The following is a 26,877-nucleotide window of genomic DNA, read 5'->3' on the forward strand; positions in this document are numbered from 1 at the left end:
ATCCTTGGCCACATCGATGCCGACACGAAGCGCGATTTGTGTCATCTTCTGATCCCTTCCTTGCTGGTGCGGGGTCGAACCCTGGCAACCGTTCGGGCTATGGAAGATGCGGTCGGAGCTCCTTGCTCACCTGCGGACTCAAACCAAGGGGCACGCGGGCTTCCGCCGCAGCGAGTGACCCGGTCGTGACCCGGGTCACTCGCCAACCCGATCCTGCATGATTCGAAAGACACAAGGGGCAGCGCCGACGCTCGAAAGTCTTACTTCTTCAAGCTCGCCCCGATCAGCAGGTCGGCATTACGCGCCACCGACTGTGCCGGGCCACCGAGCCCGAACAACTGGCCGCTGATGTAGGCGCCCTCGATCAAAAGCAGCAGCCCGTCGCCTAAAGTGTCGGCGTCCTGCGCGCCCATCGCACCCGCCATGGCGCGCAAGCGGCGACGCAATTCCTGCTTGTTGGCCTCGCTCACCACGCGAGCCGGGTGGCCGTGCTCGGGATACTCCACCGCCGCATTGGTCATGCCGCAGCCGCGATAGTCGGGTCTTTGCGTGCGTTTGCCGACGCGGGTCAAGAAAGCCTTGATCTGCGCGCGCGGGTCGCCGGGATGGGCGGCTACCGCCTCGTCGAAGCGATCCCAGAATTCGAGGTCGTATTGCCTGAGATAGGAGGCTGCCAGCTCGTCCTTGGAGGGAAAGCTGCGGTAGAGGCTGGGCTTGGTGACGCCGGCGCGTTTGACGATCTCGTCGACGCCGATTGCTCTGATGCCGCGCCGGTAGAACAGATCGTATGCCACGTCGAGGATCTTGTCAGCAGCCTTCGGCGCCGATGCGTGAGCGTCCTTGATGGGTGGTTCAATATTTTTGTCCGATGGCATCCGAAGACTCGCTTGACAGTGTTACCGATCGGTACGTATACCTTCGCCTCAACTGCAACGTACCGGTCAGTAACATGATAACTCAATCTCGTCCCTTTGGCCAGCGCTACGCTTTCGTCGTGGTCGGTGTCATCTTCCTCTGCCTGCTGATTGCGGCCGGCCTGCGCTCGGCGCCCGCCGTCATGATGTTGCCACTGGAGGAAAGTTTTGGCTGGCGGCGCGATGTGGTTTCGCTGGCCGCTGCCGTTGGCATTTTCCTCTATGGCATGACCGGGCCATTTGCCGCGGCGTTGATGGAGCGGATCGGCTTGCGCCGCACGCTGCTTGCCTCGCTGGTGGTGATGTCGGGCTCGACGGCGCTCAGCCTGCTGATGACCAAGCCGTGGCATCTGCTCATCACCTGGGGTGTGTTTTCCGGCATCGGTTCAGGCGCGGTCGCCACGGTGCTTGGCGCCACCATCGTCAATCGCTGGTTCAAGACCAATCGCGGCCTGGTGATGGGGCTGATGTCGGCCTCCAGCGCCACCGGCCTGCTGGTGTTCCTGCCGCTGCTGGCCGCGCTTGCCCAGTCGGGCGGCTGGAAGCCGGTCGCCATCGCCATTTCCGTCGCCACCGCTTGCCTACTGCCGCTGGTCTGGCTGCTGGTGCCGGAGCGTCCGGCCTCGATCGGCATGGTGCGCTACGGCGCCGAGCTCGACGACGTGCCGCCGGTGCCACCGGCATCGCAAGGCAATTTCCTCGCGCATACGCTGAACACGCTGCGCCGCGCCGCCGGCACCCGCGTCTTCTGGTATCTGTTTGCCACCTTCTTCATCTGCGGTTTCACGACCAACGGGCTGGTCGGCACGCATCTGATTTCCTTCTGCAGCGATATGGGCATCGGTGAGGTGCAGGCCGCCGGCCTGCTGTCGCTGATGGGCATATTCGACCTGATCGGCACGACGCTGTCGGGCTGGCTGACCGACCGTTTCGATCCGCGCAAGCTGCTCGGCGTCTATTACGGGATACGCGGTCTGGCACTGATCTACCTGCCCTATTCCGGCTTTTCGGCGATGAGCCTGATCATCTTCGCCGTGCTCTACGGTCTGGACTGGATCGCCACCGTGCCGCCGACTTTGCGGCTCGCCAACGAGGCGTTCGGCGATCGCAGCGGGCCGATCGTGTTCGGCTGGATCGTTGCCGGCCACCAGATCGGGGCGGCGTCCGCGGCTTTCTTCGGCGGCACCATGCGCGAGCTGCAGGGCAACTACGAACTGGCCTTCCTGATCGCCGGCATGACGGCGATCGCGGCTGCGTGTATCTCGTTGCTGATCAACACCAGCCAGCCGGCGTTTGATCCGGAACCGCAGGCGGCTTAAGGCGCGGCGGCGGAACTGCCAATCTCCCCCCCCTCGTGGGGGAGATGCCCGGCAGGGCAGAGGGGGGCGTGAAGGATCGCCAGCCTTTGGTCCTACCTACCGTTCTGCCGCAAAGGCTGCGCTCCGTGAATTGCTACGTCGGCGGGACAGCGCCCCCCTCTGGCCTGCCGGCCATCTCCCCCACGAGGGGGGAGATTGGCAGCTTGCCTGTCCGTTGTTATCAAACCTTCATCATCCCGAGATGCGCCTGAAACATTGAAGCTGGACTCTGGTGGCACCGTTCGAAGCCATCCAGGAGACAGCCATGAACAAGATTTCCCGCCGCGCTTTCGTCACCTCCGCCAGCGCCGTAGGCCTGGTCGGCGTCTCGGGGCTGGCGATGCCCTATTATTCGCGCGCCAACCAGCGGCCGGCTTTCACCCACGGCATCCAGTCCGGCGACGTCGACGCCACCAGCGGTGTGGTGTGGACGCGCACGGATCGGCCGTCGCGGGTCATGTTCGAGGTGTCGTCGACCGAAAATTTCGCCAATGCCACCCGGCTGGCGCCGCTCGATACGTCGCCGGCCAGCGATTACACGGTGAAGCGGCTGCTCACCGACCTCGCTTCCGACCAGGACATTTTCTACCGCATGGTCGCGGCCGATCTCTCTGACATCAATGCGGTGTCCGAGCCGATCGTTGGCCGCTTCCGCACAGCACCAGCCTCCAAGCGCGACATCAAGTTCGCCTGGTCGGGCGATACCGCGGGCCAGGGCTGGGGCATCGACGAGACCGGCATGAAGACCTACGCCACGATCGGCAAGCATACGCCCGACTTCTTCCTGCATTCGGGCGACACCATCTATGCCGACGGCGCCATGAAGGACGAGGTCGACCTGCCCGGCGGCGGCAAGTGGAAGAACGTCGTGCTCATCGACGGCAAGCGCAAGGTTGCCGAGACGCTGGACGAGTACCGCGACCAGTGGAAATACAACATGATGGACAAGAACGTGCTCGGTTTGAGCGCCATCTGCCCGACCTTCTACCAGTGGGACGACCATGAGGTGCTGAACAACTGGTCGGATTCAAAGGACCTGAGCGCCGACGACCGCTACAAGGAAAAATCCATCCATGTGCTGGCGGCCCGCGCGGCCCGCGCCTTCCATGAGATGACGACGATCCGCTACGAGCCGTCCGAGCCCGGCCGCGTTTACCGCAAGATCGCCTACGGGCCGCTGCTCGACGTGTTCTTCCTCGATATGCGCTCCTATCGCGGTCCCAACGGTCCGGACATGCAGGATACGATGACGCCGGAATCGCGCATGCTGGGCGAACAGCAGACGAAATGGCTGAAGCGCGAATTGGCAAACTCGAAGGCGACCTGGAAGATCATCGCCGCCGACATGCCGCTCGGCCTCGTCGTCTGGAACGACGGCGCCAAGAAGGTCGGGGCCGAGGCGGTCAGCAATGGCGACAACGGCTTGCCCAAGGGCCGCGAGCTCGAGATCGCAGATCTGCTGCGCTACATCAAGAATGCCGGCATCAGCAACACCGTCTGGTTGACGGCCGACGTGCACTACACGGCGGCGCACTACTACAGTCCCGAAAAGGCGCAGTTCCAGGATTTCAATCCATTCTGGGAATTCGTCTCGGGTCCGATCCACGCCGGCACGTTCGGTCCGAACGATTTCGACATGACCTTCGGTCCGGAACTGAAATTCATCAAGGCGCCGACCGCCGAGCAGGGCCAGAACCTGCCGCCATCAGCCGGCTTGCAGTTCTTCGGCCTCGTCGACATTTCCGGCGCCACCGAGCAGCTGACGGTGCGGCTGATGGATCGCGACGACAACGAGCTCTACAAGGTGACGCTGGATCCGGTGCGGTCGGCGTAAGAGCCGAGGCTAGTTCGGATAGCAAACCGTCGGAATGTTGGGCCAGACCGCGTTATCGCAGTTGGCGGCTTCCTGCCGCTGCTTGAAGGCGGCGCTGACCGGCCCGGTCACCATCGGGTCGACGCCATCGGGGGCGTCGGCAAAAAGCTGCTCTGCGGTCGGCGTATCGGACGCTAGCGCGGGCTGCGTCTGTTTCAGCGTCGCGGCCGACTGGGCGGCGCCAGCGGCAAGGACGACCGCGAGGGCGGTCCACACGAAGATTTGCCGGAATCTGATGACTTGATCGGTCATAGAGGTCGAACTGCCCGGGCCCCGAAAGGTTCCCGCCTTGGTTAATGAAATCATTTCACACGCGGATGTTTAAGATTTGATGAGTATTTGGTGACGAGCCGCCTCTTTCGCAATTGCGAAAAACCCTGTATGAGCCGCCCAACCGAAAGAGGCAGCGCCTTTTGGCCTGCTGCCTGCAACGCTCCCGAGACCACAACATGAAAATTCGTAACATCGCGATCATCGCGCACGTCGACCATGGAAAAACCACCCTGGTTGATCAATTGCTCCGGCAATCCGGCTCCTTCCGCGACAATCAACGCGTCGCCGAGCGCGCCATGGATTCCAACGACCTCGAAAAGGAACGCGGCATCACCATCCTGGCCAAGGCGACCTCGGTCGACTGGAAGGATACCCGCATCAACATCGTCGATACCCCCGGCCACGCCGATTTCGGCGGCGAGGTCGAGCGCATCCTGTCGATGGTCGATTCGGCCATCGTGCTGGTCGATGCGGCAGAAGGGCCGATGCCGCAGACCAAGTTCGTCGTCGGCAAGGCGCTCAAGGTCGGCCTGAAGCCGATCGTCGTCATCAACAAGATCGACCGGCCGGACGCCCGCCACGTCGAGGTGGTCAACGAAGTGTTCGACCTGTTTGCCGCACTCGATGCCACCGACGACCAGCTCGATTTCCCGATTCTCTACGGCTCAGGCCGCGACGGCTGGGTTTCGGAAAGCCCCGAGGGACCGAAGGACCAGGGCCTGGCGCCGCTGTTCGACCTCGTCATCAAGCATGTGCCGGCACCGACCGTTCATCCCGGCCCGTTCCGCATGATCGGCACCATCCTGGAAGCCAATCCGTTCCTTGGCCGCATCATCACCGGCCGCATCGAATCCGGCACGCTGAAGTCCAACCAACCGGTCAAGGTGCTGCACCATGACGGCACGCTGGTCGAAACCGGCCGCATTTCCAAGATCCTCGCCTTCCGCGGCCTCGAGCGCCAGCCGATCGAAGAGGCGCAGGCGGGCGACATCGTCGCCATTGCCGGCCTGTCGAAAGGCACCGTCGCCGACACGTTCTGCGACCCGGCAGTGACCGAGCCGCTGCATGCGCAGCCGATCGATCCGCCGACGGTAACGATGTCGTTCCTGGTCAACGATTCGCCGCTAGCCGGCACCGAGGGCGATAAGGTGACCAGCCGCGTCATCCGCGACCGCCTGCTGCGCGAAGCCGAAGGCAATGTCGCGCTGAAGATCGAGGAATCGCCGGACAGGGATTCGTTCTTCGTCTCCGGCCGCGGCGAATTGCAGCTGGCCGTGCTGATCGAGACGATGCGCCGCGAAGGTTTTGAAATCGCCGTCTCGCGGCCGCGCGTCGTCATGCAGAAGGCCGAAAATGGCGACCTGCTGGAGCCGGTCGAGGAAGTCGTCATCGACGTCGACGAGGAGCATGCCGGCATCGTCGTGCAAAAAATGTCGGAGCGCAAAGCCGAGATGGTCGAGCTGCGCCCGTCGGGCGGCAATCGCCAGCGCATCGTCTTCCATGCGCCGACGCGTGGCCTGATCGGCTACCAGTCGGAACTGTTGACCGACACGCGCGGCACCGCCGTCATGAACCGGCTGTTCCATGCCTACGAGCCCTACAAAGGCGAATTGCCGGGCCGCACCAACGGCGTGCTGATCTCCAACGAGCAAGGCGAAGCGGTGGCCTATGCCATGTGGAACCTGGAAGACCGCGGCCCGATGGTTATCGATCCGGGCGTCAAGGTCTATCAGGGCATGATCATCGGCATCCACTCCAGAGACAACGACCTTGAGGTCAATGTCCTCAAGGGCAAAAAACTGACCAACATCCGCGCCGCCGGCAAGGACGAGGCGGTGAAGCTGACGCCGCCGATCCGCATGACGCTGGAGAAGGCTCTGGCCTGGATCCAGGACGACGAGCTGGTCGAGGTGACGCCGAAGACCATCCGCCTGCGCAAGCTCTATCTCGACCCGAACGAACGCAAGCGTTTCGAGAAATCGGCCAAGGTGGTTGGCGCGGCGTAATCATTTAATTTTCCAGACTTTTGAGGGGCGAAGCACCGATGTGCTTTGCCCCTTTTCGTTTATCCGCCGGCCGCTGAGATGATGGCCACATGGTCGGCTTCGCCGGCGAGATCGATGTGGATCGTCGTGCTGTCGCGGGCCGACTTGCGCAAAGCTCTGGCGCCGTCGGGAACGACAACCAGCAATCCTTTCTCGTCCAGCGCCTGAAGGCGCGACCGCGAGATGCCGAGTTCGCCGGCGAGCAGCCGGTCGAGCCGCAGTGATGTTGGTGCCTCAAGCGCGAGCCGGATTTCAAGCGCGGTTGCGCCTTCGTCGCCGAGCCGGTGCTTGTGAACGGCAACGTCCGAAAATTCCTGGACGCGCCCGACCCGGTTTCGCAGTGCCACGACATCGAAGGCGTGGCGGCGGGCGAGCATGGGATCGTTGCTTTCGAGGGATGCTAGCAGCGTCGGTCCGATGTCGCGGCGATTGCAGCGCTCGAGAATGCCGAAATTCCAGGAATTGTCGCAATCGACGCAGCGATAGATCAGCCAGACGTCGATGCGTTTGCCGTTGGCGTTGACGCGGAATTTCGAGCTGCAGCGATAGGCTTTCACCGTACCGCAGCGGTTGCAGTTGATCAGGGGGCTAGGTGCGGTGACGGGCGCGACCGTCCAGCGAACAGCGAGATGTTGAGACAAGCCGAAAACCTTCCAATGTGGAAGTTCTTCAGGCCGGCAATGACGAGATGCCCATGCGGGCACGGCGTGGCGAGAGCTAGCTATGTCGGAAGTCAGGTGTCACGGGCGACAGCCACGCGACAGCGGTTCAGCAGTGCCAAACCGGTCTCGAACCGCCGCCTGAGGAACACATGAAAATAGAGCAGACACCGCTTATGCGGCGCCCTGCCAAGTGTGATCAGGGGAGTTGGCGAGACCGGCGGTTACTGGGGCAAAGTGAAGCTCGAAATTGTTTCGCGGCGGCATTTCTAGCTGGGACCGATGAGGACGACAAGGGTGGCAATTGTCGAGGTCGGCGCTGCCCCTCATCCGCCTGCGGCACCTTCTCCCCGTATAGTGACGGGGAGAAGGGGGCTAACCGCAACGCCGCGCCTATCTGCGGAGATTGGCGAAACCATTCGTGCAGCGCTTTTTTCTCCCCGTCACTATACGGGGAGAAATGTCCGGCAGGACAATGAGGGGCGGGGCTGACCAAAGCGATTGTCGTTCCGTCTTTGCCAGCGCCGCCGCCGCTGGTTAGTATGCCTGCCAAACCTCAAATCTGAGATCACCCATGCACCTCACCTCGCTTCTGATCTTCGCCGCCGCCCTTTTCGTCGCCGCCGGTTCGCCCGGCCCGTCGATCGCGGCGCTCGTAGCGCGCGTGATCTCAAAGGGCTTTCGCGACGTGTTCCCGTTCCTGCTCGCCATGTGGATCGGCGAGGGCATCTGGCTGTCGCTGGCAGTGTTCGGGCTGGCCGTGGTGGCGCAGACCTTTCACTTCGCCTTCGTCGCGGTGAAATGGGTGGGCGTCGCCTATCTCGCGTACCTCGCCTGGAAGATGTGGACGGCGCCGGTCGAGGCAAAAGAAGGCGAGATGCCGCGCGAAGATTCGCCGGCGAAGCTGTTCTTCGCCGGCATGGCGGTGACGCTCGGCAATCCCAAGATCATGATGTTCTATCTGGCGCTCCTGCCGACGATCATTGACCTCGCATCGGTCAGCCTCATCGGCTGGGTCGAGTTGACGGCGACAATGGCGGTGGTCCTGGTCGCCATCGATCTCGCCTGGGTGCTGGCCGCATCGCAGGCGCGCAAGCTTCTCAGGAGTAAGCGGGCGATGAAGATCGCCAACCGCATCAGCGCCGGCACCATGGCCGGCGCCGCGGCAGCGATCGCGGCGCGGTCGTAGAGCGTTTCACCGTTTCACGGAAACGGCGAACCGCTCTATCTCTTTGTTTTTTTCGCAATTTCGGACGGAAAACCGATTACACTTTTCCTGAAATTGCTCTAACGGCGCGTTACATCATTTCTATGATCGGCGCGATTTCGACGGTAAACGCCGGGTCCATCAGGATCGGGCAATCCTTGGCCTTGGCGACGGCATCGTCGATGTCCTTCGCCTCGATGATCGTGTAGCCGGCGGTCGGATTGCTGCCGCCATTGTTCTCGACCTTGCCGCCGGGCAGCACCATCTTCGACCTGCCGACGGGATTGCCGCCGTCGACGACGGACTTGCCGAGCTTGCCGTACCAGCCGGTCCAGGCATCGGTTGCGGCCTTCCGCTCGGCCTCGCCGGTCGGCATCTTGCCTGAGCCGTGATAGACGTAGAGAAACTTTGCCATGTTCTCCTCCCTTGATCAGCGGCATCGAACCGGCATGCGGTCATGCCGCCCGGCGATCATCGGACCAAATCGGCAAACAAGCAACGAGAATGCGCAGTAGCTAATATACGGACGCAACGGGGATCGCTATCGCGCCATGGCGTGATATTCATGGTTCGGGCGCATGTCGATTGCCGCCGCCACCCGGTTCGACATGTTGAAAAAGGCGGCGGTGGAGGCGATGTCCCAGATGTCGCGGTCGGAAAAGCCGGCCTGACGCAAAGCTGCCCGGTCGGCCTCGATGATCTTTGCCGGCTCTTCCGTCAGCTTCACGGCGAATTCGAGCATCGCCGTCTGTCTCGCCGACAGATTGGCGGCACGGAAATTCATCACCATCATCTCGCCGAGCGACGGGTCGCCGGACAGCTGGCGCACCGCCGCGCCATGCGCGGTCAGGCAATAATAGCAATGGTTGATCGAGGAGACGGCGACCGCGATCATCTCGCGCTCCAGCTTCGACAGGCCGGATTCCCCCAGCATCAGCTCGTTGTACATGTCGGTGAAGGCGCGCAGCTTCTTCTCGTCGAAGGCGTAGGCCTTGAGCACATTGGGAACGAGGCCGAGCTTTTCCTCGCATTTGGCAAAATAGGCTTTTGTTGCGTCGCTGAGCTCCGCCTGGGCGAGGTCAAGCGCGGAAACCTTGCCGGACATGGGGCATTTCTCCTCGTTGGGCGGCGATCTGTCGCGGAATGCCGATATTTCTTCGCAAGCCGTCAAACCTTTGTCGCCAAATACCGGTCATCTGCTACCATAGTCGCAAAAGCATGTGACGGGAGGGAATTAGCGTCATGGCCAGCCTGAAATCCGCAAGCAGCCCGAAAAAGACCAGTCCGATAAAGGGAGGTGCGGCAAAGGCGGGCGAAAAGCCCGGCAGGCTCGCCGACTATCTGCTGGCCCGCGCGCCGGCCGAAGATGTCGCCGCCTATGATGCCACCGATCTCGAACGTGCCGCCGATCTGGCCGGCCGGGCCGTCGCCAGGCACAAAAAGGGCGATTGCGTCGTTGCCATAGACGTCGATTCCGGTGTCGTGCGAGAAGGCCGGCCGATGACCGTCATCACCGTCGTCAACGACAACATGCCGTTCCTGTTCGATTCCATCCTCGGCGAGATCACCGAGAGTGCCGGCGAGCCGCTGCTCGTCACCCACCCGGTCATCGTCGTCAAGCACGGCAAGGGCGGCGTCGATGAAATCCTCGGCGATGGCGGTTTCGCCAAGGGCGACCACAGCCACGACCGGCTGAGCGTCATCCACGTCCATATCGGCCGCCTGTCGGTCGATCAGGCCGAGGCCATGGCCGGGCGGCTAAAGAAGATGCTGGGCCAGGTGCGCGCCGCGGTTACCGACTGGAAGCCGATGCTGGCCCGTCTCGACCAGGCGATCTCGGAGTTCCGTTACGCGCCGGTGCCGCTCGACAAGGCCAGCGTCACCGAGGCGATCGCCTTCCTCGAATGGCTGCGCGACGACAATTTCACCTTCCTCGGCATGCGCGAGTTCAAATACACTGGCGGCGAGAAGAGCGGCACGCTGGAGCGCGCCGACAAGCCCGGCCTCGGCATCCTGTCCGATCCCGATGTGCTGGTGCTCAGGCGCGGCACCGAAGCGGTGACGACGACGCCGGAAATCCGCGCCTTCCTGCATGGGCCGGAGCCGCTGATCGTCACCAAAGCCAACGCCAAGTCTTCCGTGCACCGCCGCATCTATCTCGATTACATCGGCGTCAAGACCTACACCGCCAAGGGCGTGCTGTCGGGCGAACTGCGCATCGTCGGCCTGTTCACCTCGACCGCCTACACGCGCTCGGTGATGAAGATCCCCTATCTCAGGTCGAAGGCCGAAACCATCATCGCCAAGTCCGGCTTCAATCCCGGCGATCACTCCGGCAAGGCGTTGATCAACGTGCTGGAGAGCTATCCGCGCGACGAGCTTTTCCAGGTCCCGGTGCCGATCCTGCGCAAGCACGCCGAAGCCATTCTGGGACTGGTCGAGCGGCCGCGCGTGCGCGCTTTGGTGCGCGTCGACCAGTTCGACCGCTTCGTCTCCATCCTCGTCTTCGTGCCGCGCGACCGCTACGACAGCGTCGTGCGCGAGAAGGTCGGCGCCTATTTGAAGACGGTGTTCGAGGGCCGGCTGTCGGCCTATTACCCGGCTTTCCCGGAAGGCGGGCTGGCGCGCGTGCATTTCATCATCGGCCGTTCCGGCGGCAAGACGCCGAAGGTCGAGCAAGCGACGATCGAAGCGGCGATCCGCGACATCGTGCGCACCTGGGAAGACGCGCTGCGCGAAACCGCGGCAGAAACCGGCGCCGACGCGGCGTTGACGGCAATTGCTTCGCGCTTTTCGGAAAGCTACCGCGACAGTTTCCCGCCGGCGGTGGCACTGGCCGACGCCGGTCGCATCGCCAAAATTGCCGAGGCCAATCCGATCGCCATCGACTATTACCGGCATGCCGACCAAAAACCGCATCAGGCGGCGCTGAAGATCTATCACCACGCCAGTCCGGTGGCATTGTCGCGGCGGGTGCCGGTGCTGGAAAACATCGGTTTCCGCGTCATCAGCGAGCGCACTTTCGAGGTCGGCGACGAAGCTTCCGGCATGGTCTTCGTCCACGACATGGAGCTGGAGAACAGCTACGGCAAGCCGATCGACCTTGCCGATGGTGGCGCGCTGTTCGAGGACGCCTTCCTGTCGGTGTGGCGCGGCGATGTCGACAATGACGGCTATAACGGCCTTGCCCAGACCGCCGGCCTGTGGTCGGGCGAGATCACCATCCTGCGCGCCTATGGCCGCTATCTGCAGCAGGTCGGCATCCCCCAGAGCCAGGATTTCATCGCCGCAGCACTCAACCGTTATCCCGAGATCGCGCGCGGCCTGCATGCGCTGTTCATCGCCCGCCTCGGCCCGACGGCCGAAGGGGAAGGCTTGGTGGCGGCAAAGCATCTGAAGGCCAAGATCAAGGATGCGCTGGAAGACGTCCCCAACATCGACGACGACACCATCATCCGCCGCTATCTCAATCTGATCGAAGCCTCACTGCGCACCAATCATTTCGTCGCCGAAACGAAAGCGAAGGGCCAGTCGCTGGCGATCAAGCTCGATTCGCACGCGGTCGACGGTTTGCCGGCGCCGCGGCCGTGGCGCGAGATCTTCGTCTACGGCTCCGAGGTCGAGGGCGTGCATCTGCGCTTCGGTCCGGTCGCGCGTGGCGGCCTGCGCTGGTCGGACCGCGCCCAGGATTACCGCACCGAGGTGCTCGGCCTGGTCAAGGCGCAGCAGGTCAAGAACGCCGTCATCGTGCCGGTCGGCGCCAAGGGCGGTTTCTTCCCCAAGCGTCTGCCGGTGGGTGGCAGCCGCGACGCGATCTTCGAAGCCGGCACGTCGGCCTACAAGAACTACGTCTCCAGCCTGCTGTCGATCACCGACAATATCGGCCTGGACGGCATCATTCCGCCGGCCGGCGTGGTGCGGCGCGACCCGGACGATCCCTATTTCGTCGTTGCCGCCGACAAGGGCACGGCGACCTTCTCCGACACCGCCAACGCCATTTCGGAAAAGCACGGCTTCTGGCTCGACGATGCCTTCGCCAGCGGCGGCTCGGCTGGCTACGACCACAAGAAGATGGGCATCACCGCCAAGGGCGCCTGGGAAGCGGTGAAGCGGCATTTCCGCGAGATCAACCGCGACATCCAGACCACGCCGTTCACCGTCGTCGGTGTCGGCGACATGTCGGGCGATGTGTTCGGCAATGGCATGCTGCTGTCGCCGCAGACGCGGCTGATCGCCGCCTTCGACCATCGCGACATCTTCATCGATCCCGATCCGGACATGGTGGCGTCGATGGTCGAGCGCGAGCGCATGTTCACCCTGCCGCGCTCAAGCTGGCAGGACTACGACAAGGCCAAGCTGTCAGAAGGCGGCGTCATCGTCTCGCGCAGCCAGAAGTCGATCACGCTGCCGGCGGCGGCGGCAGCGGCAATCGGGCTTGGCAAGACGACCGCGACACCGGTCGAGATCATGAACGCCATCCTCAAGGCGCCGGTCGACCTTTTGTGGTTCGGCGGCATCGGCACGTATCTCAGGGCATCGACCGAAACCAATAGCGATGTCGGCGACCGCGCCAATGACGCCATCCGCGTCACCGCGCTCGACGTGCGCGCCAAGGTGATCGGCGAGGGCGCCAATCTCGGCGTGACGCAGCGCGCCCGCATCGAGTTCGGGCTGAATGGCGGCCGCTGCAACTCCGACGCCATCGACAATTCGGGTGGCGTCAACTGCTCCGACGTCGAGGTCAACATCAAGATCGCGCTGGCCTCCGCCATGCGCAAGGGATCGCTGACCCGCCCGGCGCGCAACAAATTGCTGGCCGAGATGACCGGCGAGGTCGGCGGCCTGGTGCTGTCCAACAATTACGAGCAGACGCTGGCGCTCTCCATCGCCCGCAAGCGCGGCCTCGCCGACATCGCGCACCAGAGCCGCTTCATGGCGGCGCTGGAGGCGCGCGGTCTGCTCGACCGTGCGGTCGAGACGTTGCCGTCGCCGGCAGCCCTTGCCGAGCGCGAAGCGCGCGGCGAGCCGCTGACCAGGGCCGAACTTGGCGTGCTGCTCGCCTATGCCAAGATCGTGCTGTTTTCCGACATCGTTGCCAGCGACGTGCCTGATGACGCTCATTTCGACCGCGATCTGATGGGCTATTTCCCCGATCGCATGGCGAAGAAGTATGGCGACGAAATCCGCAACCATCGCCTGCGCCGCGAGATCATCGCCCGTGTCGTCGCCAATGATCTGGTCAACCGCGGCGGCCCGTCCTTCGTCAACCGGCTGCAGGAAGCCACCGGCCGCAGTGCCGCAGACGTGGTGCGCACTTTTGCCGTGGTGCGCGACGGCTTCGCGCTGCCGGCGCTCTATCGCGAGATCGATGCGCTCGACAACCAGATCGACGGCCAGGTGCAGCTCGATCTCTACCAGTCGGTTAGCCGGCTTATCTTTATGACGAGCGGCTGGTATCTGAAGAACGATGCCGGCACCGCGCCGCTCGGCCAGCGCATCGCCGAATTGCAGGAGGCACGCAAGGCGCTGGAGCCGAAACTCGGCTCGCTGCTGCCGGCCTTCTCGCGCGAGCGGATCGAGGAAAGGCGGCATGGCCTGTTCAAGGGCGGCGCGCCGGAGAAACTGGCCGAGCAGCTGGCGCTGGCTGACATGGCAGAACTCATCCCCGACATCGCGCTGACGGCGCGGATGGCGAATGCCGATATCGTCGCTGCGGCGAAGGCCTTCTTTGCGGTCAGCGATGCCTTCCGCATTCCACGCGTCGAGGACGCGGCGCGCTCGATCACGCCGTCGGACTATTACGACCAGTTGGCGCTGTCGCGCGCCACCGACACGATCGGTGCGGCCCGGCGCGGCATCGCGGTGGCAGCACTCACCGGCCACGCCAAGGCGGCGGGCCCGGTGGCGGCATGGCTTGAGGCCGGCGGTGAAAGGGTGGCGCGCATCCGCGAGCGGCTGCAGGCGCTGACCGAAGGCGGCGACATCACCGTATCGCGGCTGTCGGTGGCATCGGGCCTGATGAGCGATCTCACGGGGATGTGATCATCTTCGCAAGGCTGGCGCCGCCCCTCCTCCGGCTGTGCACCTTACCCTCCCCCTTGTGGGGAGGGTCGCTGCGAAGCAGCGGGGTGGGGGTGCGGCACCGACCCCACCCGGACCTGCGGTCCGACCTCCCCACAAGGGGGAGGTAGGGGTTGGCGCTTGTTATTTGCATGAGCATTCGAAACATGCAGACATGGCGCCCGATACGGGCGGAGCAGGGACTTTCAGCATGGCGGCGGTAGAAACAGTGCAGCGGGCATCGGGACGCGGCATTTGGGGATGGATGTTCTTCGACTGGGCGGCGCAGCCGTTTTTCACCGTCGTCACCACCTTCATCTTCGGCCCGTATTTCGCCTCGCGCATGGTCAGTGATCCGGTCATGGGCCAGGCAATCTGGGCCTGGGGCATCGCCGCCGCCGGACTGGTCATTGCCGTTTTGTCGCCCATTCTCGGCTCGATCGCCGACCAGACCGGGCCGCGCAAGCCGTGGATCGCTTTTTTCGCAACGATCAAGATCACCAGCCTTTGCCTGTTGTGGTTGGCTGCGCCCGGCTCGAATGCATTCCTGATCGTGGCGTTGTTCTCGCTGGCCTCCGTCGCGGCGGAGTTCTCAACCGTATTCAACGATTCGATGATGCCGCGCCTGGTGCCGAAGAGCGAGATCGGCCGTATCTCCAACATCGCCTGGGGGTTGGGCTATCTCGGCGGCATGGTCGCGCTGATCTTTGTCATTGCCTGCATGGCCGGCTCGCCGGAAACCGGCAAGACGATCATCGGCCTCAATCCCATCTTCGGGCTCGACCCGAAGCTCGGCGAGGATGCGCGCGCCACCGGGCCGCTGTCGGCTGGTTGGTATTTCCTGTTCATCCTGCCGATGTTCTTTTTCACCCCGGATGCCGTCAAAGGCATCCCGATCGGACCGGCCGTACGCCAGGGCCTGTCTGAACTGAAGTCGACACTGGCCGAAGCCCGCAAGCGCGTCGGCATTTTCCGCTTTCTTGTCGCCCGCATGATCTATCAGGACGGCGTCAACGCGCTGTTGACGCAGGGCGGCGTGTTTGCCGCGGCGATGTTCGGCTGGTCGATCACCGAGATCGGCATTTTCGGCATCATCCTCAATGTCGTCGCCATCTTCGGCTGCTGGATTGCCGCCCGCGTGGACACCGCCTTCGGCTCCAAAGTGGTGGTCATGATCGCGCTCGTGATGCTGACGGTGGCCACCGCCGGCATCGTTTCGACCGGGCCGGGGTTCACCCTGCTTGGCCTCATACAGCTCTCGACCACCGATTCGGGCGGCCTGTTCGGCACGGCGGCGGAGAAGGCCTATATTCTCTACGGGCTTTTGATCGGACTGGCCTTCGGGCCGGTGCAGGCGTCGTCGCGCTCCTACATGGCGCGCAGCGTGACCGCTGCCGAATCAGGCCGCTATTTCGGCATCTATGCTCTGTCCGGACGGGCGACCAGTTTCCTGGCGCCGTTCCTGTTGGCAACGATCAGCTGGGCCACCGACTCGGCGCGGCTCGGCATGGCGGTGATCATCCTCTTCCTGGGCATTGGCATCGCGATATTGATCAAGACGCCTTATCCGGCGGACCAGCCGGTGGAGTGACTTACCCTCCCCCTTGTGGGGGTAAGAAGCGGTTCGCGCAGCGAACGAAAAGCCAATTGCTTGGCTTTTCGAGCTTCGAACGCCCTGAGCCATGCGAAGGGCTAGCGATACGCATACGTCCTGCCGGGTCCCCGCTGCTTCGCAGCGTCCCAGCGTTCGCCGGCCTTTCATCGTGCCACTGGCACGATGAATTCGCCTTCGGCGAACCGGCTGCTCACCCCCACGAGGGGGAGGTAAAAGGCGCTAGTGCCTAAAATGCCTCACGCCGGTAAACACCATGGCGATGCCATGCGCGTCGGCGGCGGCGATGACGTCGTCGTCGCGCATCGAGCCGCCGGGCTGGATGACGGCGGTGGCGCCGGCTTCGATCGCCGACAGCAGCCCGTCGGCAAAGGGGAAGAAAGCGTCGGAGGCGATGACCGAACCCTTGGTCAGCGGCTCGGCCAATCCCGCGGCCTCGGCCGCATCGAGCGCCTTGCGGGCGGCAATGCGCGAGGAATCGACGCGGCTCATCTGGCCGGCGCCGATGCCGACGGTGGCGCCGTCTTTTGCGTAGACGATGGCGTTCGATTTCACGTGCTTGGCGATGCGGAAGGCAAACTCGAGATCGGCCATCTCAGCCGCCGTCGGCGCGCGCTTCGTCACCACTTTCAGGTCGAGGTCGTCGACGACGGCATTGTCGCGGCCCTGGACGAGCAATCCGCCGGCGACGGATTTGACGGTGGTGCCGGCGGTGCGCGGGTCTGGCAGGCCGCCGGTGACCAGCAGGCGCAGATTCTTCCGGGCGGCGACGATGCGGATCGCTTCTTCGCTGGCGTCCGGCGCGATGATGACCTCGGTGAAGGTTTTGACGATTTCCTCCGCCGCCTCGGCATCGAGGATGCGGTTCATGGCGACGATGCCGCCGAAGGCGGAGACCGGGTCGCAGGCCAGCGCCTTGGCATAGGCTGCCGCCAGCGACGCGCCCTCGGCGACGCCGCACGGGTTGGCATGCTTGATGATGGCGACGGCGGCGGAGCGCGCCGGATCGAACTCGCCGACCAGTTCGAAGGCGGCGTCGGTGTCGTTGATGTTGTTGTAGGAGAGCTGCTTGCCCTGCAACTGGCGCACGGTGGCGACGCCCGGCCGCTTGTCGCCATTGACGTAGAAGCCGGCGCTCTGGTGCGGGTTCTCGCCATAGCGCATGACGCTCTCCAGCCTGCCGCCGAAGGCGCGCCAGGTCGGATGCTCGATCTCCAGCGCCTCGGCGAACCAGCCGGAGATCGCGGCGTCATAGGTGGCGGTGCGGGCAAAGGCCTTGGCGGCCAGCTTCTTGCGGAAATCCAGCGAGAGGGAACCGATGTTCATCTCCAGCGCATTGAGCACCGAGGCGTAGTCGCCGGGATCGGTGACGATGGCGACATAGGCGTGGTTCTTGGCCGAGGCGCGGATCATTGCCGGGCCGCCAATGTCGATGTTCTCGACGATCGAGGCGTAGTCGGCGCCGGAGCGGCGCACCTCCTCGAACGGGTAGAGGTTGGAAACCAACAGATCGATCGGCTCTATCTTGTGGTCTCGCATCGCCTTGGCATGGTCGGGATCGTCGCGCACGCCCAGCAGCGCGCCATGCACCGACGGGTGCAGCGTCTTGACGCGGCCATCCATGATCTCGGGAAAGCCGGTCAACTCCGAGACGTCACGCACCGCCAGGCCCGCTTCGGCGATCGCCTTCGCCGTGCCGCCGGTCGAGACAAGCTCGACGCCTGCGGCGGCCAATCCCCTGGCGAAGTCGATCAGGCCGGTCTTGTCGAAAACGGAAAGCAGTGCGCGGCGGACGGGAACGAGGTCGGGCGCGGGAATGTTCTTGGCGGCGACGGCCATGGGCTGGCGGCCTTTCAAGGCTTGATTTGAAGCGTCCGCGGGCCGTAGCACATGAGATCAGGAAATCAAGCGCCGCACGCCACTCCAAGGTTTCGTATTTGCTCACCTGGGGTGTAGGCTTGACCATCTCGGAGGAGCAAAATCATGGCATTTGTGCGTATTGGCCAGTTCAAGGCGTTGCCGGACACGACCGAGCAATTGCGGGCGATCTACGAAACCGAGGCGATTCCCGCCATCCGCGCCGCAGACGGCAACATCAGCGCCGTGCTGCTGCAGCAGCATCAGGCGCGCGACACATTCATGGCGATCACCGTGTGGAGCACTGTCGAGGACGCCGAGCGCTATGACCGAAGCGGCCAGGCGGCGATGGTGGACAAGATCCGCTTCGCCTTCGCCGGTCCGCCGTCGCTGAGCACCTACGACGCCTTCGGTGTTTCGCAACAGGCCTGAGCTGACCGACTGATTGCCCGCAGAGCAGCGGTCAGTTGTTTTCCGGGTAGCCGGCGATGGTCGTGCGCGTCAGCTGCCAGTGGACCTCCGATATCTCCGAGGCCTTGAAGGCAATCACGATCTGGCGGCTGCGGCGCGGGCCGCCCAGGCCGGCGAAGTAGATCGATTCGTCGACTTCCGGCACCACTTCGGCGCAGGTGAACACCCAGGTGTCGGCACCGTCGGCGGCCAGCACCAGCCGGTCGTGTTCGTCCTGAAGCACGTTGATGTCGGGATGGATGTGGAAGCGCAGCGTGACGAAATCGCGGCCGTTGTTGCGGATCGCTGCATTGCCGGGCCGCTGAATGCGGTCCCTGCCGGCAAGCACATTGCCGTCCGACGACAATTTCAGTTCGCGTTCATGCAGGAAGCCGAAGCGTGCGACATAGCCGTCGTGGCGGGCGATGAAGCCCTGCATGCCCTTCTGGTCGATGCGCTTGCACGGCACGTGCTGCGGGCCGCCGATCAAGGGTGTGCCGAGCAGATCGTTGACGCGCAGCGAATGGCTGAAGCGCGCCGACGACGTGTCGTTGATGGTGGCGGTCGAATGCGCCGCGGTGGCACGCGCCAGCGGCCGGAATTCAGCGGCGCCATAGGTGTCGATGCCGGCATTGACGACATAGTGCTGGCGGCCCGAGGACATTTCGAAGGCGAGGCAGCCGGCATGCGCCGCGTTGGACACGTCGACAGGCGGCGGCAGGCCGGTATCGGCGATCACCGTCACACCGCCCATGGACAGGCGCTCATAACCTGAATGCGGGGCGTGCAGCAGCGGCGCGCCCGCGGTGTCGTCATGGCGCAGAATGGTGGCGATACGATCATGGATGGTCGCGCCCATGCCGTTGAAGCGGGCGAGGCTGCCGTCCTGGTGGCGAAAGAAGCGCAGCGCCGGCAGCATGCGGTCGATGGCGCCCATCAGGGCGGCAGGCGGTGTCTCCGCCTGGTTGGCATAGGTCTGGCGCAAGGGAAGAAGGTCGGCGAGCAGCTCGAGAACCGTCATCGGATTGCGGGAGATATGGCCGCCGTCGGCAAGGATCTGGCGGTCGAGCTCCTCGGCGAGATTGCGGGTGGCGCCGCGCAGCGCCGATGCCGGCGCCGGCAGCGACAGAGCGGCAAAGGCCAGCGCAATGCGGGCGCGCAGCCTGTCCTTGCCGTCCGGCATTTCGCGCGCCATCGACCTGAGATAGCGGATCTGGACGGCAAGCGATTTCAGGAAGGCGCGGTAGAAGGGAAACTCGGCGCCCTGCAGCACAACCGAGGAATGCTGCAACCAGGCGATGACGCGCTTGGCCGTGGTGCCCGGCTCCCAGGCGACGCCGGAAATATTGCCGCCATGGATAGCGATCCAGTCGGAAACCAGCGCGCGGGCGTTGGCGGCGGCAAGCTCAGTGCCGGCGGCGCGCATATGGCGCAGCCAGCGAAAGCCGTGCAGCGTCTTCAGCCAGCCGCGGTTGGAGACCCCGATCTGGAACGGCGACTTGCCGCCGGTCTCGACCAGATGTCCCGACAGCGGATAGCGGCCATAGTAAATCTCGAGCGCAATTTGCGGGTCGGCGAGGCGCAGATCCGGCGGCGCGATCAGGACGCGTTCGGGCGTGCGGCCGGAATAACGCCAGCGATAGACAGGCCCGGCACGCAGGCGCCGGCGCGCCTTGCGCCAGAACTCCTTCGCGACAAGTGTCCAAAGACGCGTCGTGCTGCCGGCAGCCAGTGCCAAAACCCCTCCTGATCGTCATTTGCCCCGATACAAGTTTATATGATTCAAGAACTTATGCGAAGGCGAATTCCACCGGCGTGAAGGAGTTCACGCTGTTGCCGCCGGATCAACCCCAAAAAAGTCAGCACATTTCGGAGATCAAGTCCCTGATCTCCCGATACTCATACCCGCCTGTGGCGACCACGGAACGCGCTGGGCGAACAATTCTCGCGATCGCGAAAGAGCCGGGAAAAATAAAACGCATCGTGGATACCGACCGCAGTCGCAACAGTTTCCACTGGGGAATCGGAGGCGACCAGCAATTGCTTGGCAAGGTCGAGCCGTATGCGCAGCTGGAATGCCTTGGGCGACATGCCGGTGGCCAGCGCAAACTTGCGGCGCAGCGTCGCCGGCGACATGCCGAATTTTGCTGCGAACGCGTTGAGGTCGAGTGGATCGAGCGCGCAATTGCGCAAGTTGTCCACGACGTGCTGAAAATCGGGGGCGCGCCGAAAATCGGGACCTCGTTTGCGGTTGTTCCATTGGGCCGCCTGCCGGGCGGCCCGTACAACGATTGCGTGCATGGTGGCAGCGGCTTCCGACTGGCTGAGCACGGTATCCAGCGACAGTTCGGCATGCAGCCTGTCGAACAGGCGCTGCATTTCGCCAAGGTCGTGCAAGGCAATGACAGGTTCGTCTTCGACGATGAGCCGCAGCCGCGTGAAATCGCGCGTCATGGCGCCGTCGAAGAGCGCCCAGCGTTCGGTCCATCCCGACGCGTCCGGTCCGTAGGAATGTGTCTTGCCGGGAAACAGCCAAAACAAGGCCGGCGCCGCGATCGCCTGCGGGCCGCCAGCCCTGGTTTCAAGCCAGCCTTGCCCCTCCTCGACGAGCACGACGGCAAAATCCGGCAGCCTGCGATTGGTGATTGCCTGGGTGACGCGATGCCGGCCGACGCCCGTTGCCGACAGGCCGCCGGCAGCGGCCGGCGGCGATCTGTATAGCGCGAAGTCCCGGTCTGGCATGAGCGAAAAGTCCAGCTTTGCTTTCTGTCCATGGGCAAAGTGAGGAACCTCATGGCACCATTCGTCAAAATGACACGCCATGGATGATCGAAATGTCAAGCCTTGCCGCCGGCGGACAACGCGAAGCCGCCGTCCTTCCTGTCGATCTGATCGCCAACGGCAAGGTGTTGTCGACAGCGCAAAACCGGCTGGGATATCTCACCCCGACCGATCCTTCGGTCGGCATCGAGACGATCCGCAAGCTCTTTGCGGCGCAGGGTTACGTCTGGCTGAAGGGTCTGCTGCCGCGCAGCGACGTGGTCGATTTTCGCGGCTTTGTGTTTTCGCATATGGCGGATACCGGTCTGCTCAAACCCGGGCTCGATCCGTCGCTCGGCATAGCGGCAGCCAACGCCTTTGACCGCCAGCTCACCGACCGCCGCCTGATGTCGCTGGTTCGCTCTGCCGCCTATGAAGGTTTTTGCGCGCAGCCGCCTCTGTCCCGCTTCATGGACAAATTCCTGGATGGGCTGTCCTACCTGCACAAACGGAAGATCATGCGCTTCACCCAGCCAGGATCGCCGGTCGCGACGCCGGCGCATTACGATCTTGTCTATCTGCGTGGCGGCACCAGCCGCATCGTCACGGCCTGGATACCGCTGGGCGATATTTCAGTCGACATGGGCGGCCTGGTTTACCTCGAGGGGTCGCATGCGATCGGCGCTGGCATGGAAGCCCGGTTCAACAGGGACAATGCCGGCATGGACGCCCAGGAGCGCATCAGCGCCTACAACCGCAACATGGCCGAGGGCGGCTGGGTGTCGAAGGATCTGCCCGAAATGGCGGAGCGTTTCGATGCGCGCTGGCTAATCGCCGATTTCGAGGCCGGCGATGTCGTGCTTCACTCGCCCTACATGATCCATGCCTCGACGACCAACCGGAGCATGGACGGGCGCATCCGGCTTTCCACCGATATCCGCTTTCAGAACGTCGACGATGAAATCGATGCGCGGTGGGGCAATCATTGGTCGCTGGACGACATGCTCTAGGATGTATCGATATTCAGGTGAGGCCGGCCTGCGAGTGCCGGTTTCCTGCGCTTCCGGTGCTCACGTACTTAAGTACGCTCCGCTCCGGTTCTCGGAAACCGACGCTCTCGGCTCGGTCTGACCTGAATCTCGACACATCCTGACGGCGCGTTGCACCTTAGACTAAGCGCCGCATGCGGGCGGCGAAGAAGCCGTCGAGACCGGAAATCCCGGGCGAGCCGAGGTCGAGGTCGGCGGGCGTGGTGCGCAGCGTGCCTTGCGGTGTCAGGAAGGCATCGAGGCCGGCGATCTCGCCTGGCTGCAGTGGATCGTCGGTGACGCTCTTGTTGCCGGCCAGGAAGCCTCGATGAAGCTCCTCGCCTTCGAGCGGGTCGAGCGAACAGTTGGAAAAGACGATGCGTCCGCCCGGCTTGACCAAAGTGACGGCGCGGGCGAGCAGCTTTCGCTGCAGGTCGGCGAGTTTCTCGACATCGGCCGCCGTTTTGGTCCAGGGCACGTCGGGGTGCCGACGCACAGTGCCGGTGGAGGAGCAGGGCGCGTCGAGCAGCACGGCGTCGAACAGTTCCGCCGGCTGGTATTTCAGCAGGTCGGCCTGGACAATCTCGGCGGCGAGGCCGAGGCGTTCGAGGTTTTGCGTCAGCCGCGCCAGCCGGTTCTTGGAAGTGTCGACGGCAGTGACTTTGGCGCCGGCAAGGATCAGCTGCGCGGTCTTGCCGCCGGGTGCGGCGCAGAGATCGGCAACGCGAAGCCCTTGCACATCGCCGAACAGGCGCGCGGGAAAGCTGGCTGCCGCATCCTGCACCCACCAGGCGCCGTCCGCGAAGCCGGGCAGTTCGGTGACCGAGGCACTGAGCTTTTCCACGCGCACGGTGCCGGTCGGCAGCACGATGCCGCCGAGCTTTTCAGCCCACAGCGAGGGGTCGGATTTGACCGAGAAGTCGACCGGCGCCTCGACACGGTGGGCCGCGAGAATCTGCCTGGTCTTGTCGGCGCCATAGGCGGCCTTCAGCCGGTCGGAAAACCATTTTGGCGCCTCGTCGGTGGCGGCAAGGGCGGCAGTCAGTTCGGCTTCCTTGGCGCGTGCCAGCGTGCGCAGCACACCGTTGACGAGGCCGGAGAAACGCTGCGTGCGTGGATCGGACTTGGCGTGGGTCACGGCAAGGTCGACGGCGGCGCTGTCGGGAATGTCGAGGAAAAGGATCTGCGCCGCCGCCACGTGCAGTATGTGCGACAGCGCCGTGGCGTTGGGCGGCAGCGGCTTTTCCAGACGCCGCGCCAGCAGCCCCGAAATGGTCATGCGGTAGCGCAGTGCGGTGACCAGTATGGCGCGCACCAGGCCACGGTCGCGCAGGTCGAGCGCCTTGTATTGCGGATGGCCGTTCTCGTGATCGGTCAGCCCGTCGAGCGGCGTCCTGGCGTCGATGACGGCGGCAAGCAGACGCGCGGCGGCCTTGCGGGCGGCGAGGCCGGCCACCGGTCCGTCGGCGTCGCCTGTTTCACGATCGGCTGAAATTGCGGGCCGGGGTCTGGCTCCGCTCACGACCACGGACCTTTTGGTCCGGTCGGATTGCGGCCCCAGGGATTGGATTTCGACCTGGCCGGTTCAGTTGGCTGCTCGGGCTGCGCTGCCTTCTCCCATGGGCCGGACGGCCGCTGCTCGTCCGCCTGCCGTGGTGCTGGCCGTGGCGCCGCGGCCGTCTCAGTTATCTCCCGCGCCATGGCCTGCAGAGCGGCGATACGGTTGTCGGTGTTCGGGTGGGTGGAGAACAGACTGTCCATGCGCTCGCCGGAAAGGGGATTGATGATGAAGAGGTGGGCGGTCGCCGGATTGCGCTCGGCATCCGGGTTGCGGATGCGTTCTGCGCCGCGGGCGATTTTGTCAAGGGCAGACGCCAGCCATAGCGGGTTGCCGACGATCTCGGCGCCGCGCCGGTCGGCCTCGTATTCGCGGGTGCGGCTCACCGCCATCTGCACGATCATGGCGGCGAAAGGCGCCACGATCATCGCCACCAGCACGCCGACAAAGCCGAACGGGTTGTTGTTGTCGCGGTTGCCGCCGAAGAAGAAGGCGAAATTGCCGAGCATCGAGATCGCGCCGGCAAGCGTGGCAACGATGGTCATGGTCAATGTGTCGCGGTGCTCCACATGGGCCAGTTCATGCGCCATGACGGCGGCGACTTCCTCACGCGTCAGGGCCTGCAACAGGCCGGTGGAGGCGGCGACCGCGGCATTTTGCGGATTGCGGCCGGCGGCGAAGGCATTGGGTTGCGGGTTGTCGATCAGATAGGTTTTCGGCATCGGCAGGCCGGCCCGATTGGCGAGGTCGCGCACAATGGCGTAATATTCAGGCGCGTTCTTCTCGTCGACCTCGACGGCGCGGTTCATCGACAGCACCATCTTGTCGGCGTTCCAGTAGCTGAACAGATTGGTGCCGGCGGCGAACAGCAGCGCGATCACCATGCCGCCGGTCCCGCCGATCAGAAAGCCGACGCCCATGAACAGTGCCGTCATCGCGGCGAGAAGCATGGCGGTGCGCAAAGTGTTCATCGTCTGCTCCGTCTTTGCTCGTGGCTAGGTTTGGGGCGGCGGTAAAAAGGGGTCGATCCTCGTGGGCTCATCGCTATATGATGGGAAACGCCTGTGCTCGTTTCAATCCGCCGGACATATCGCATGATCGACGAAACCAGTAAAACCGACGCCGTTCTGGGTAGCGATACGCCAGAAAAACCACTGTCGCCGGCAGCCAGCCGCGCGCTGGCCGAAGCCAAGGCGCGCCGCGAAGCCTATCGCGAAAATGAGGCCGCGCTGCCTAAGGAAATCGGCGGCCGTGGCGGCAAGGAACCCGGCCGCTATGGCGACTGGGAGGTCAAAGGCCTGACCAGCGACTTCTAAGGATATGCCGGGATTCAGGTGATGCCGGCCTGCGAACAACCGATTCCTGCGCTTCCGGTACTCACGGACCCAAAAGTCCGCTCCGATCCGGTTCTCGGCATCGATTATTCTCGACTCGGCCTGACCTGAATCGCGACCTATCCTAGGCGGCGCTACGTTGCGGCTCGAGCGCGACCCAGCCGTTTTCTTCAACGGTGATGCCGACCCCCTCGTAGCCGCCTATCGACGCGTGCTGCGTCGGCAGTGGGTGCTGGTGGGTGGCGCTGATCACCATCACCGGGGCGCCCGCGGCCTCTGCTGCCGCGATACCGGCCGGGGCATCCTCGAAGATCAGGCAGTCGCCGATATCGACGCCGAGCTGTTTTGCCGCCAGCAGGAAACAGTCGGGCGCCGGCTTGCCGTGGGAAACGTCCTCGCCCGCGACCATCAAGGCGGGAACCGGGATGCCGGCCGCCTGCATACGCAACAGCGCCAGCGAGCGCGGCGCCGAGGTGACGATCGCCCAGCGCTCGGGCGGCAGCGACGCCAGGAACGCCGCGGCGCCGGCGATTGGAACAATGCCATCCAGATCGGCCGCCTCGGCCTGTAGCAGCAAATAGGCTTCGTGGGCGGCATCGACGCCGGGAAGCGCCAGCCGGCCGATGGTCTCGATCGCCCGCACGCCATGGATCGTCGGCAGGAATTTCACGACGTCGAGACCTTGCCGAAGCGCCCACGCGGCCCAGACCCTTTCCGCTGCGGCAATCGAGTTGATCACCGTGCCGTCCATATCGAACAGGAAGGCCGCGAATTTTCTGCCTGCAAACATCTGAAATCCTGGGAGCGCTTGGGGAGGGAGAGGTGTCACTGACCGTAACGGTGCGGCAGCCGGATGGGAAGGCGCGCGGCTGTCTTTTCGATCAACCCCGGGGAACCACTGCCCGCCTCTTGCGTTTGACCAACTGTTTTCCACGATGACCAAAGGGGGGACTGCGATGCTGATCCGGCTCGGCTATGAAATCGCCATCGACTGTGTTGCAGCCACGCCGGTCGTCTCGCTGCTCGAGATCCACAAGGACAGGCAGGCCGACATCAAGCGGCAGACGCGGGTGCTGACCTCGCCATCGGTGCCGACCAAGGTCTATCACGACCTTCATGGCAATGCCTGCCGGCGGTTCACAGCGCCTGCCGGCAATTTTCGCATCCTCTACGACGCCGTCGTCGAGGACAGCGGCGAGACCGACGCGGTCAACACGCTGGCCAAAGAAGTGCCGGTGGCGGAGTTGCCGGACGAGGTGCTCTTCTATCTCCTGGGCAGCCGCTACTGCGAGACCGATCATCTCAGCGGACTGGCCTGGCAGCGCTTCGGTTCGCTTCCATCCGGCTGGGCGCGGGTGCAGGCGATCGTCGACTATGTCCACAACCGTCTGTCCTTCGGCTACGGCTATGCGCGCTCGACCCGCACGGCGGCGCAGGCGCATGAGGAGCGCGTCGGCGTTTGCCGCGATTTTGCGCATCTGGCGATCACGCTGTGCCGCTGCATGAACATTCCGGCCCGCTACGTGAATGGCTATCTTGGCGACATCGGTGTGCCACTTGACCCGGCGCCGATGGACTTTTCTGCCTGGATGGAAGTGTTCCTCGACGGCAAATGGTACACGTTCGACCCGCGCCACAATCGCCCGAGGATCGGCCGCGTCGTCATTGCGCGCGGACGCGACGCCACCGATGTGCCGCTGTTGCACAGTTTCGGCCAGCACCAGCTCTCATTGTTCAAGGTGTGGACCTACGAGCAGGAAGGCAATCTGTTCAACCCGCCCTATCACGGCATCGACAGGACGGTCAGCGCACAGATGCTGGCCTGAAGGGCCGAAAACGGAAAAGGCCGCCGCTTCTTGCGAAGCCGGCGGCCTTCCGTGTTTCCGTCC

Annotated in this window: 21 protein-coding genes; 10 read left to right on the plus strand and 11 right to left on the minus strand. The window is 64.0% G+C overall.

All coding sequences use genetic code 11. The features are described from left to right. Positions 1–260: 260 nt before the first annotated feature. Positions 261–875, minus strand: a complete 615-nt coding sequence (locus AC1DXU_RS27795; RefSeq protein ID WP_477374153.1) for a TetR/AcrR family transcriptional regulator — start codon at positions 873–875, stop codon at positions 261–263. Between the two features lie 74 nt (positions 876–949). Between AC1DXU_RS27795 and AC1DXU_RS27800 the strand changes: the two genes are divergently transcribed. After that, positions 950–2,233 carry an MFS transporter gene (locus tag AC1DXU_RS27800; protein ID WP_477374155.1) on the plus strand — a complete coding sequence of 428 codons (1,284 nt, stop codon included), beginning with the start codon at positions 950–952 and terminating at the stop codon, positions 2,231–2,233. A gap of 304 nt (positions 2,234–2,537) precedes the next feature. Next, positions 2,538–4,106: an alkaline phosphatase D family protein gene (locus AC1DXU_RS27805; protein ID WP_477374157.1), complete on the plus strand. Its 1,569-nt coding sequence runs from the start codon at positions 2,538–2,540 to the stop codon at positions 4,104–4,106. A gap of 9 nt (positions 4,107–4,115) precedes the next feature. On the opposite strand, the gene AC1DXU_RS27810 is transcribed toward AC1DXU_RS27805, so the two are convergent. Beyond that, entirely contained in the window at positions 4,116–4,397 is a 282-nt protein-coding gene (locus AC1DXU_RS27810) for a hypothetical protein (RefSeq protein ID WP_477374159.1), read from the minus strand. 197 nt (positions 4,398–4,594) lie between these two features. On the opposite strand from AC1DXU_RS27810, the gene typA reads away from it, so the two are divergent. Next, the gene (gene typA / locus AC1DXU_RS27815) at positions 4,595–6,424 is read left to right on the plus strand and encodes a translational GTPase TypA (RefSeq protein ID WP_477374161.1); all 1,830 of its coding nucleotides are present in this window, start codon (positions 4,595–4,597) and stop codon (positions 6,422–6,424) included. A 59-nt stretch (positions 6,425–6,483) separates the two neighbouring features. Here typA and AC1DXU_RS27820 read toward each other — a convergent pair whose 3' ends face one another. Beyond that, on the minus strand, positions 6,484–7,104 hold the full coding sequence (locus AC1DXU_RS27820) for a DUF1062 domain-containing protein (RefSeq protein ID WP_477374162.1): 621 nt from the start codon (positions 7,102–7,104) through the stop codon (positions 6,484–6,486). A gap of 592 nt (positions 7,105–7,696) precedes the next feature. On the opposite strand from AC1DXU_RS27820, the gene AC1DXU_RS27825 reads away from it, so the two are divergent. Next, a complete protein-coding gene (locus AC1DXU_RS27825) occupies positions 7,697–8,311 on the plus strand; it encodes a LysE family translocator (RefSeq protein WP_477374164.1) in 615 nt (204 codons plus the stop codon). A gap of 109 nt (positions 8,312–8,420) precedes the next feature. Here AC1DXU_RS27825 and AC1DXU_RS27830 read toward each other — a convergent pair whose 3' ends face one another. After that, entirely contained in the window at positions 8,421–8,744 is a 324-nt protein-coding gene (locus AC1DXU_RS27830; RefSeq protein ID WP_477319621.1) for a hypothetical protein, read from the minus strand. A 126-nt stretch (positions 8,745–8,870) separates the two neighbouring features. After that, a complete protein-coding gene (locus tag AC1DXU_RS27835) occupies positions 8,871–9,434 on the minus strand; it encodes a peroxidase-related enzyme (RefSeq protein ID WP_477374166.1) in 564 nt (187 codons plus the stop codon). 137 nt (positions 9,435–9,571) lie between these two features. Between AC1DXU_RS27835 and AC1DXU_RS27840 the strand changes: the two genes are divergently transcribed. Beyond that, positions 9,572–14,371, plus strand: a complete 4,800-nt coding sequence (locus AC1DXU_RS27840; protein ID WP_477374168.1) for an NAD-glutamate dehydrogenase — start codon at positions 9,572–9,574, stop codon at positions 14,369–14,371. A gap of 229 nt (positions 14,372–14,600) precedes the next feature. Continuing rightward, the gene (locus tag AC1DXU_RS27845; protein WP_477374170.1) at positions 14,601–15,980 is read left to right on the plus strand and encodes an MFS transporter; all 1,380 of its coding nucleotides are present in this window, start codon (positions 14,601–14,603) and stop codon (positions 15,978–15,980) included. Between the two features lie 243 nt (positions 15,981–16,223). Here AC1DXU_RS27845 and purH read toward each other — a convergent pair whose 3' ends face one another. Then, a complete protein-coding gene (gene purH / locus AC1DXU_RS27850) occupies positions 16,224–17,840 on the minus strand; it encodes a bifunctional phosphoribosylaminoimidazolecarboxamide formyltransferase/IMP cyclohydrolase (RefSeq protein WP_477374172.1) in 1,617 nt (538 codons plus the stop codon). A gap of 144 nt (positions 17,841–17,984) precedes the next feature. On the opposite strand from purH, the gene AC1DXU_RS27855 reads away from it, so the two are divergent. Next, positions 17,985–18,290: a putative quinol monooxygenase gene (locus AC1DXU_RS27855; protein WP_477374174.1), complete on the plus strand. Its 306-nt coding sequence runs from the start codon at positions 17,985–17,987 to the stop codon at positions 18,288–18,290. 31 nt (positions 18,291–18,321) lie between these two features. Here the strand turns inward: AC1DXU_RS27855 and AC1DXU_RS27860 are convergent, their stop codons facing one another. Together AC1DXU_RS27860 and AC1DXU_RS27865 are read right to left on the minus strand one after the other, a co-directional pair. Beyond that, the gene (locus AC1DXU_RS27860) at positions 18,322–20,046 is read right to left on the minus strand and encodes a heparinase II/III family protein (protein WP_477374176.1); all 1,725 of its coding nucleotides are present in this window, start codon (positions 20,044–20,046) and stop codon (positions 18,322–18,324) included. Positions 20,047–20,207: 161 nt separating this feature from the next. Beyond that, positions 20,208–21,050 carry a helix-turn-helix transcriptional regulator gene (locus tag AC1DXU_RS27865; RefSeq protein ID WP_477374178.1) on the minus strand — a complete coding sequence of 281 codons (843 nt, stop codon included), beginning with the start codon at positions 21,048–21,050 and terminating at the stop codon, positions 20,208–20,210. 92 nt (positions 21,051–21,142) lie between these two features. On the opposite strand from AC1DXU_RS27865, the gene AC1DXU_RS27870 reads away from it, so the two are divergent. Further along, entirely contained in the window at positions 21,143–22,078 is a 936-nt protein-coding gene (locus AC1DXU_RS27870) for a phytanoyl-CoA dioxygenase family protein (RefSeq protein WP_477374180.1), read from the plus strand. Positions 22,079–22,235: 157 nt separating this feature from the next. Here the strand turns inward: AC1DXU_RS27870 and AC1DXU_RS27875 are convergent, their stop codons facing one another. Together AC1DXU_RS27875 and htpX are read right to left on the minus strand one after the other, a co-directional pair. Further along, positions 22,236–23,624 carry an RsmB/NOP family class I SAM-dependent RNA methyltransferase gene (locus AC1DXU_RS27875; RefSeq protein ID WP_477374182.1) on the minus strand — a complete coding sequence of 463 codons (1,389 nt, stop codon included), beginning with the start codon at positions 23,622–23,624 and terminating at the stop codon, positions 22,236–22,238. Further along, a complete protein-coding gene (gene htpX / locus AC1DXU_RS27880) occupies positions 23,615–24,625 on the minus strand; it encodes a zinc metalloprotease HtpX (protein WP_477374183.1) in 1,011 nt (336 codons plus the stop codon). The genes AC1DXU_RS27875 and htpX overlap by 10 nt, the downstream gene beginning before the upstream one ends. Before the next feature lie 123 nt (positions 24,626–24,748). Between htpX and AC1DXU_RS27885 the strand changes: the two genes are divergently transcribed. Next, complete coding sequence (locus tag AC1DXU_RS27885) at positions 24,749–24,970, plus strand: DUF1674 domain-containing protein (RefSeq protein WP_477374185.1); 222 nt, start codon at positions 24,749–24,751, stop codon at positions 24,968–24,970. A 142-nt stretch (positions 24,971–25,112) separates the two neighbouring features. On the opposite strand, the gene AC1DXU_RS27890 is transcribed toward AC1DXU_RS27885, so the two are convergent. Then, on the minus strand, positions 25,113–25,778 hold the full coding sequence (locus AC1DXU_RS27890) for an HAD-IA family hydrolase (RefSeq protein WP_477374187.1): 666 nt from the start codon (positions 25,776–25,778) through the stop codon (positions 25,113–25,115). 166 nt (positions 25,779–25,944) lie between these two features. Here AC1DXU_RS27890 and AC1DXU_RS27895 point away from each other — a divergent pair, with 166 nt between their 5' ends. Next, on the plus strand, positions 25,945–26,814 hold the full coding sequence (locus AC1DXU_RS27895) for a transglutaminase-like domain-containing protein (RefSeq protein WP_477374189.1): 870 nt from the start codon (positions 25,945–25,947) through the stop codon (positions 26,812–26,814). The last annotated feature ends 63 nt before the right edge of the window (positions 26,815–26,877 follow it).

Source organism: Mesorhizobium sp. P3_A10 (genome assembly GCF_056403175.1).

Bases quoted from the DNA above. Each gene is read 5' to 3' on its own strand.
- AC1DXU_RS27795 (WP_477374153.1), bottom strand. From the start codon at position 875: ATGCCATCGGACAAAAATATTGAACCACCCATCAAGGACGCTCACGCA.
- AC1DXU_RS27800 (WP_477374155.1), top strand. From the start codon at position 950: ATGATAACTCAATCTCGTCCCTTTGGCCAGCGCTACGCTTTCGTCGTG.
- AC1DXU_RS27805 (WP_477374157.1), top strand. From the start codon at position 2,538: ATGAACAAGATTTCCCGCCGCGCTTTCGTCACCTCCGCCAGCGCCGTA.
- AC1DXU_RS27810 (WP_477374159.1), bottom strand. From the start codon at position 4,397: ATGACCGATCAAGTCATCAGATTCCGGCAAATCTTCGTGTGGACCGCC.
- typA (WP_477374161.1), top strand. From the start codon at position 4,595: ATGAAAATTCGTAACATCGCGATCATCGCGCACGTCGACCATGGAAAA.
- AC1DXU_RS27825 (WP_477374164.1), top strand. From the start codon at position 7,697: ATGCACCTCACCTCGCTTCTGATCTTCGCCGCCGCCCTTTTCGTCGCC.
- AC1DXU_RS27830 (WP_477319621.1), bottom strand. From the start codon at position 8,744: ATGGCAAAGTTTCTCTACGTCTATCACGGCTCAGGCAAGATGCCGACC.
- AC1DXU_RS27835 (WP_477374166.1), bottom strand. From the start codon at position 9,434: ATGTCCGGCAAGGTTTCCGCGCTTGACCTCGCCCAGGCGGAGCTCAGC.
- AC1DXU_RS27840 (WP_477374168.1), top strand. From the start codon at position 9,572: ATGGCCAGCCTGAAATCCGCAAGCAGCCCGAAAAAGACCAGTCCGATA.
- AC1DXU_RS27845 (WP_477374170.1), top strand. From the start codon at position 14,601: ATGGCGGCGGTAGAAACAGTGCAGCGGGCATCGGGACGCGGCATTTGG.
- purH (WP_477374172.1), bottom strand. From the start codon at position 17,840: ATGGCCGTCGCCGCCAAGAACATTCCCGCGCCCGACCTCGTTCCCGTC.
- AC1DXU_RS27855 (WP_477374174.1), top strand. From the start codon at position 17,985: ATGGCATTTGTGCGTATTGGCCAGTTCAAGGCGTTGCCGGACACGACC.
- AC1DXU_RS27865 (WP_477374178.1), bottom strand. From the start codon at position 21,050: ATGCCAGACCGGGACTTCGCGCTATACAGATCGCCGCCGGCCGCTGCC.
- AC1DXU_RS27870 (WP_477374180.1), top strand. From the start codon at position 21,143: ATGTCAAGCCTTGCCGCCGGCGGACAACGCGAAGCCGCCGTCCTTCCT.
- htpX (WP_477374183.1), bottom strand. From the start codon at position 24,625: ATGAACACTTTGCGCACCGCCATGCTTCTCGCCGCGATGACGGCACTG.
- AC1DXU_RS27885 (WP_477374185.1), top strand. From the start codon at position 24,749: ATGATCGACGAAACCAGTAAAACCGACGCCGTTCTGGGTAGCGATACG.
- AC1DXU_RS27890 (WP_477374187.1), bottom strand. From the start codon at position 25,778: ATGTTTGCAGGCAGAAAATTCGCGGCCTTCCTGTTCGATATGGACGGC.
- AC1DXU_RS27895 (WP_477374189.1), top strand. From the start codon at position 25,945: ATGCTGATCCGGCTCGGCTATGAAATCGCCATCGACTGTGTTGCAGCC.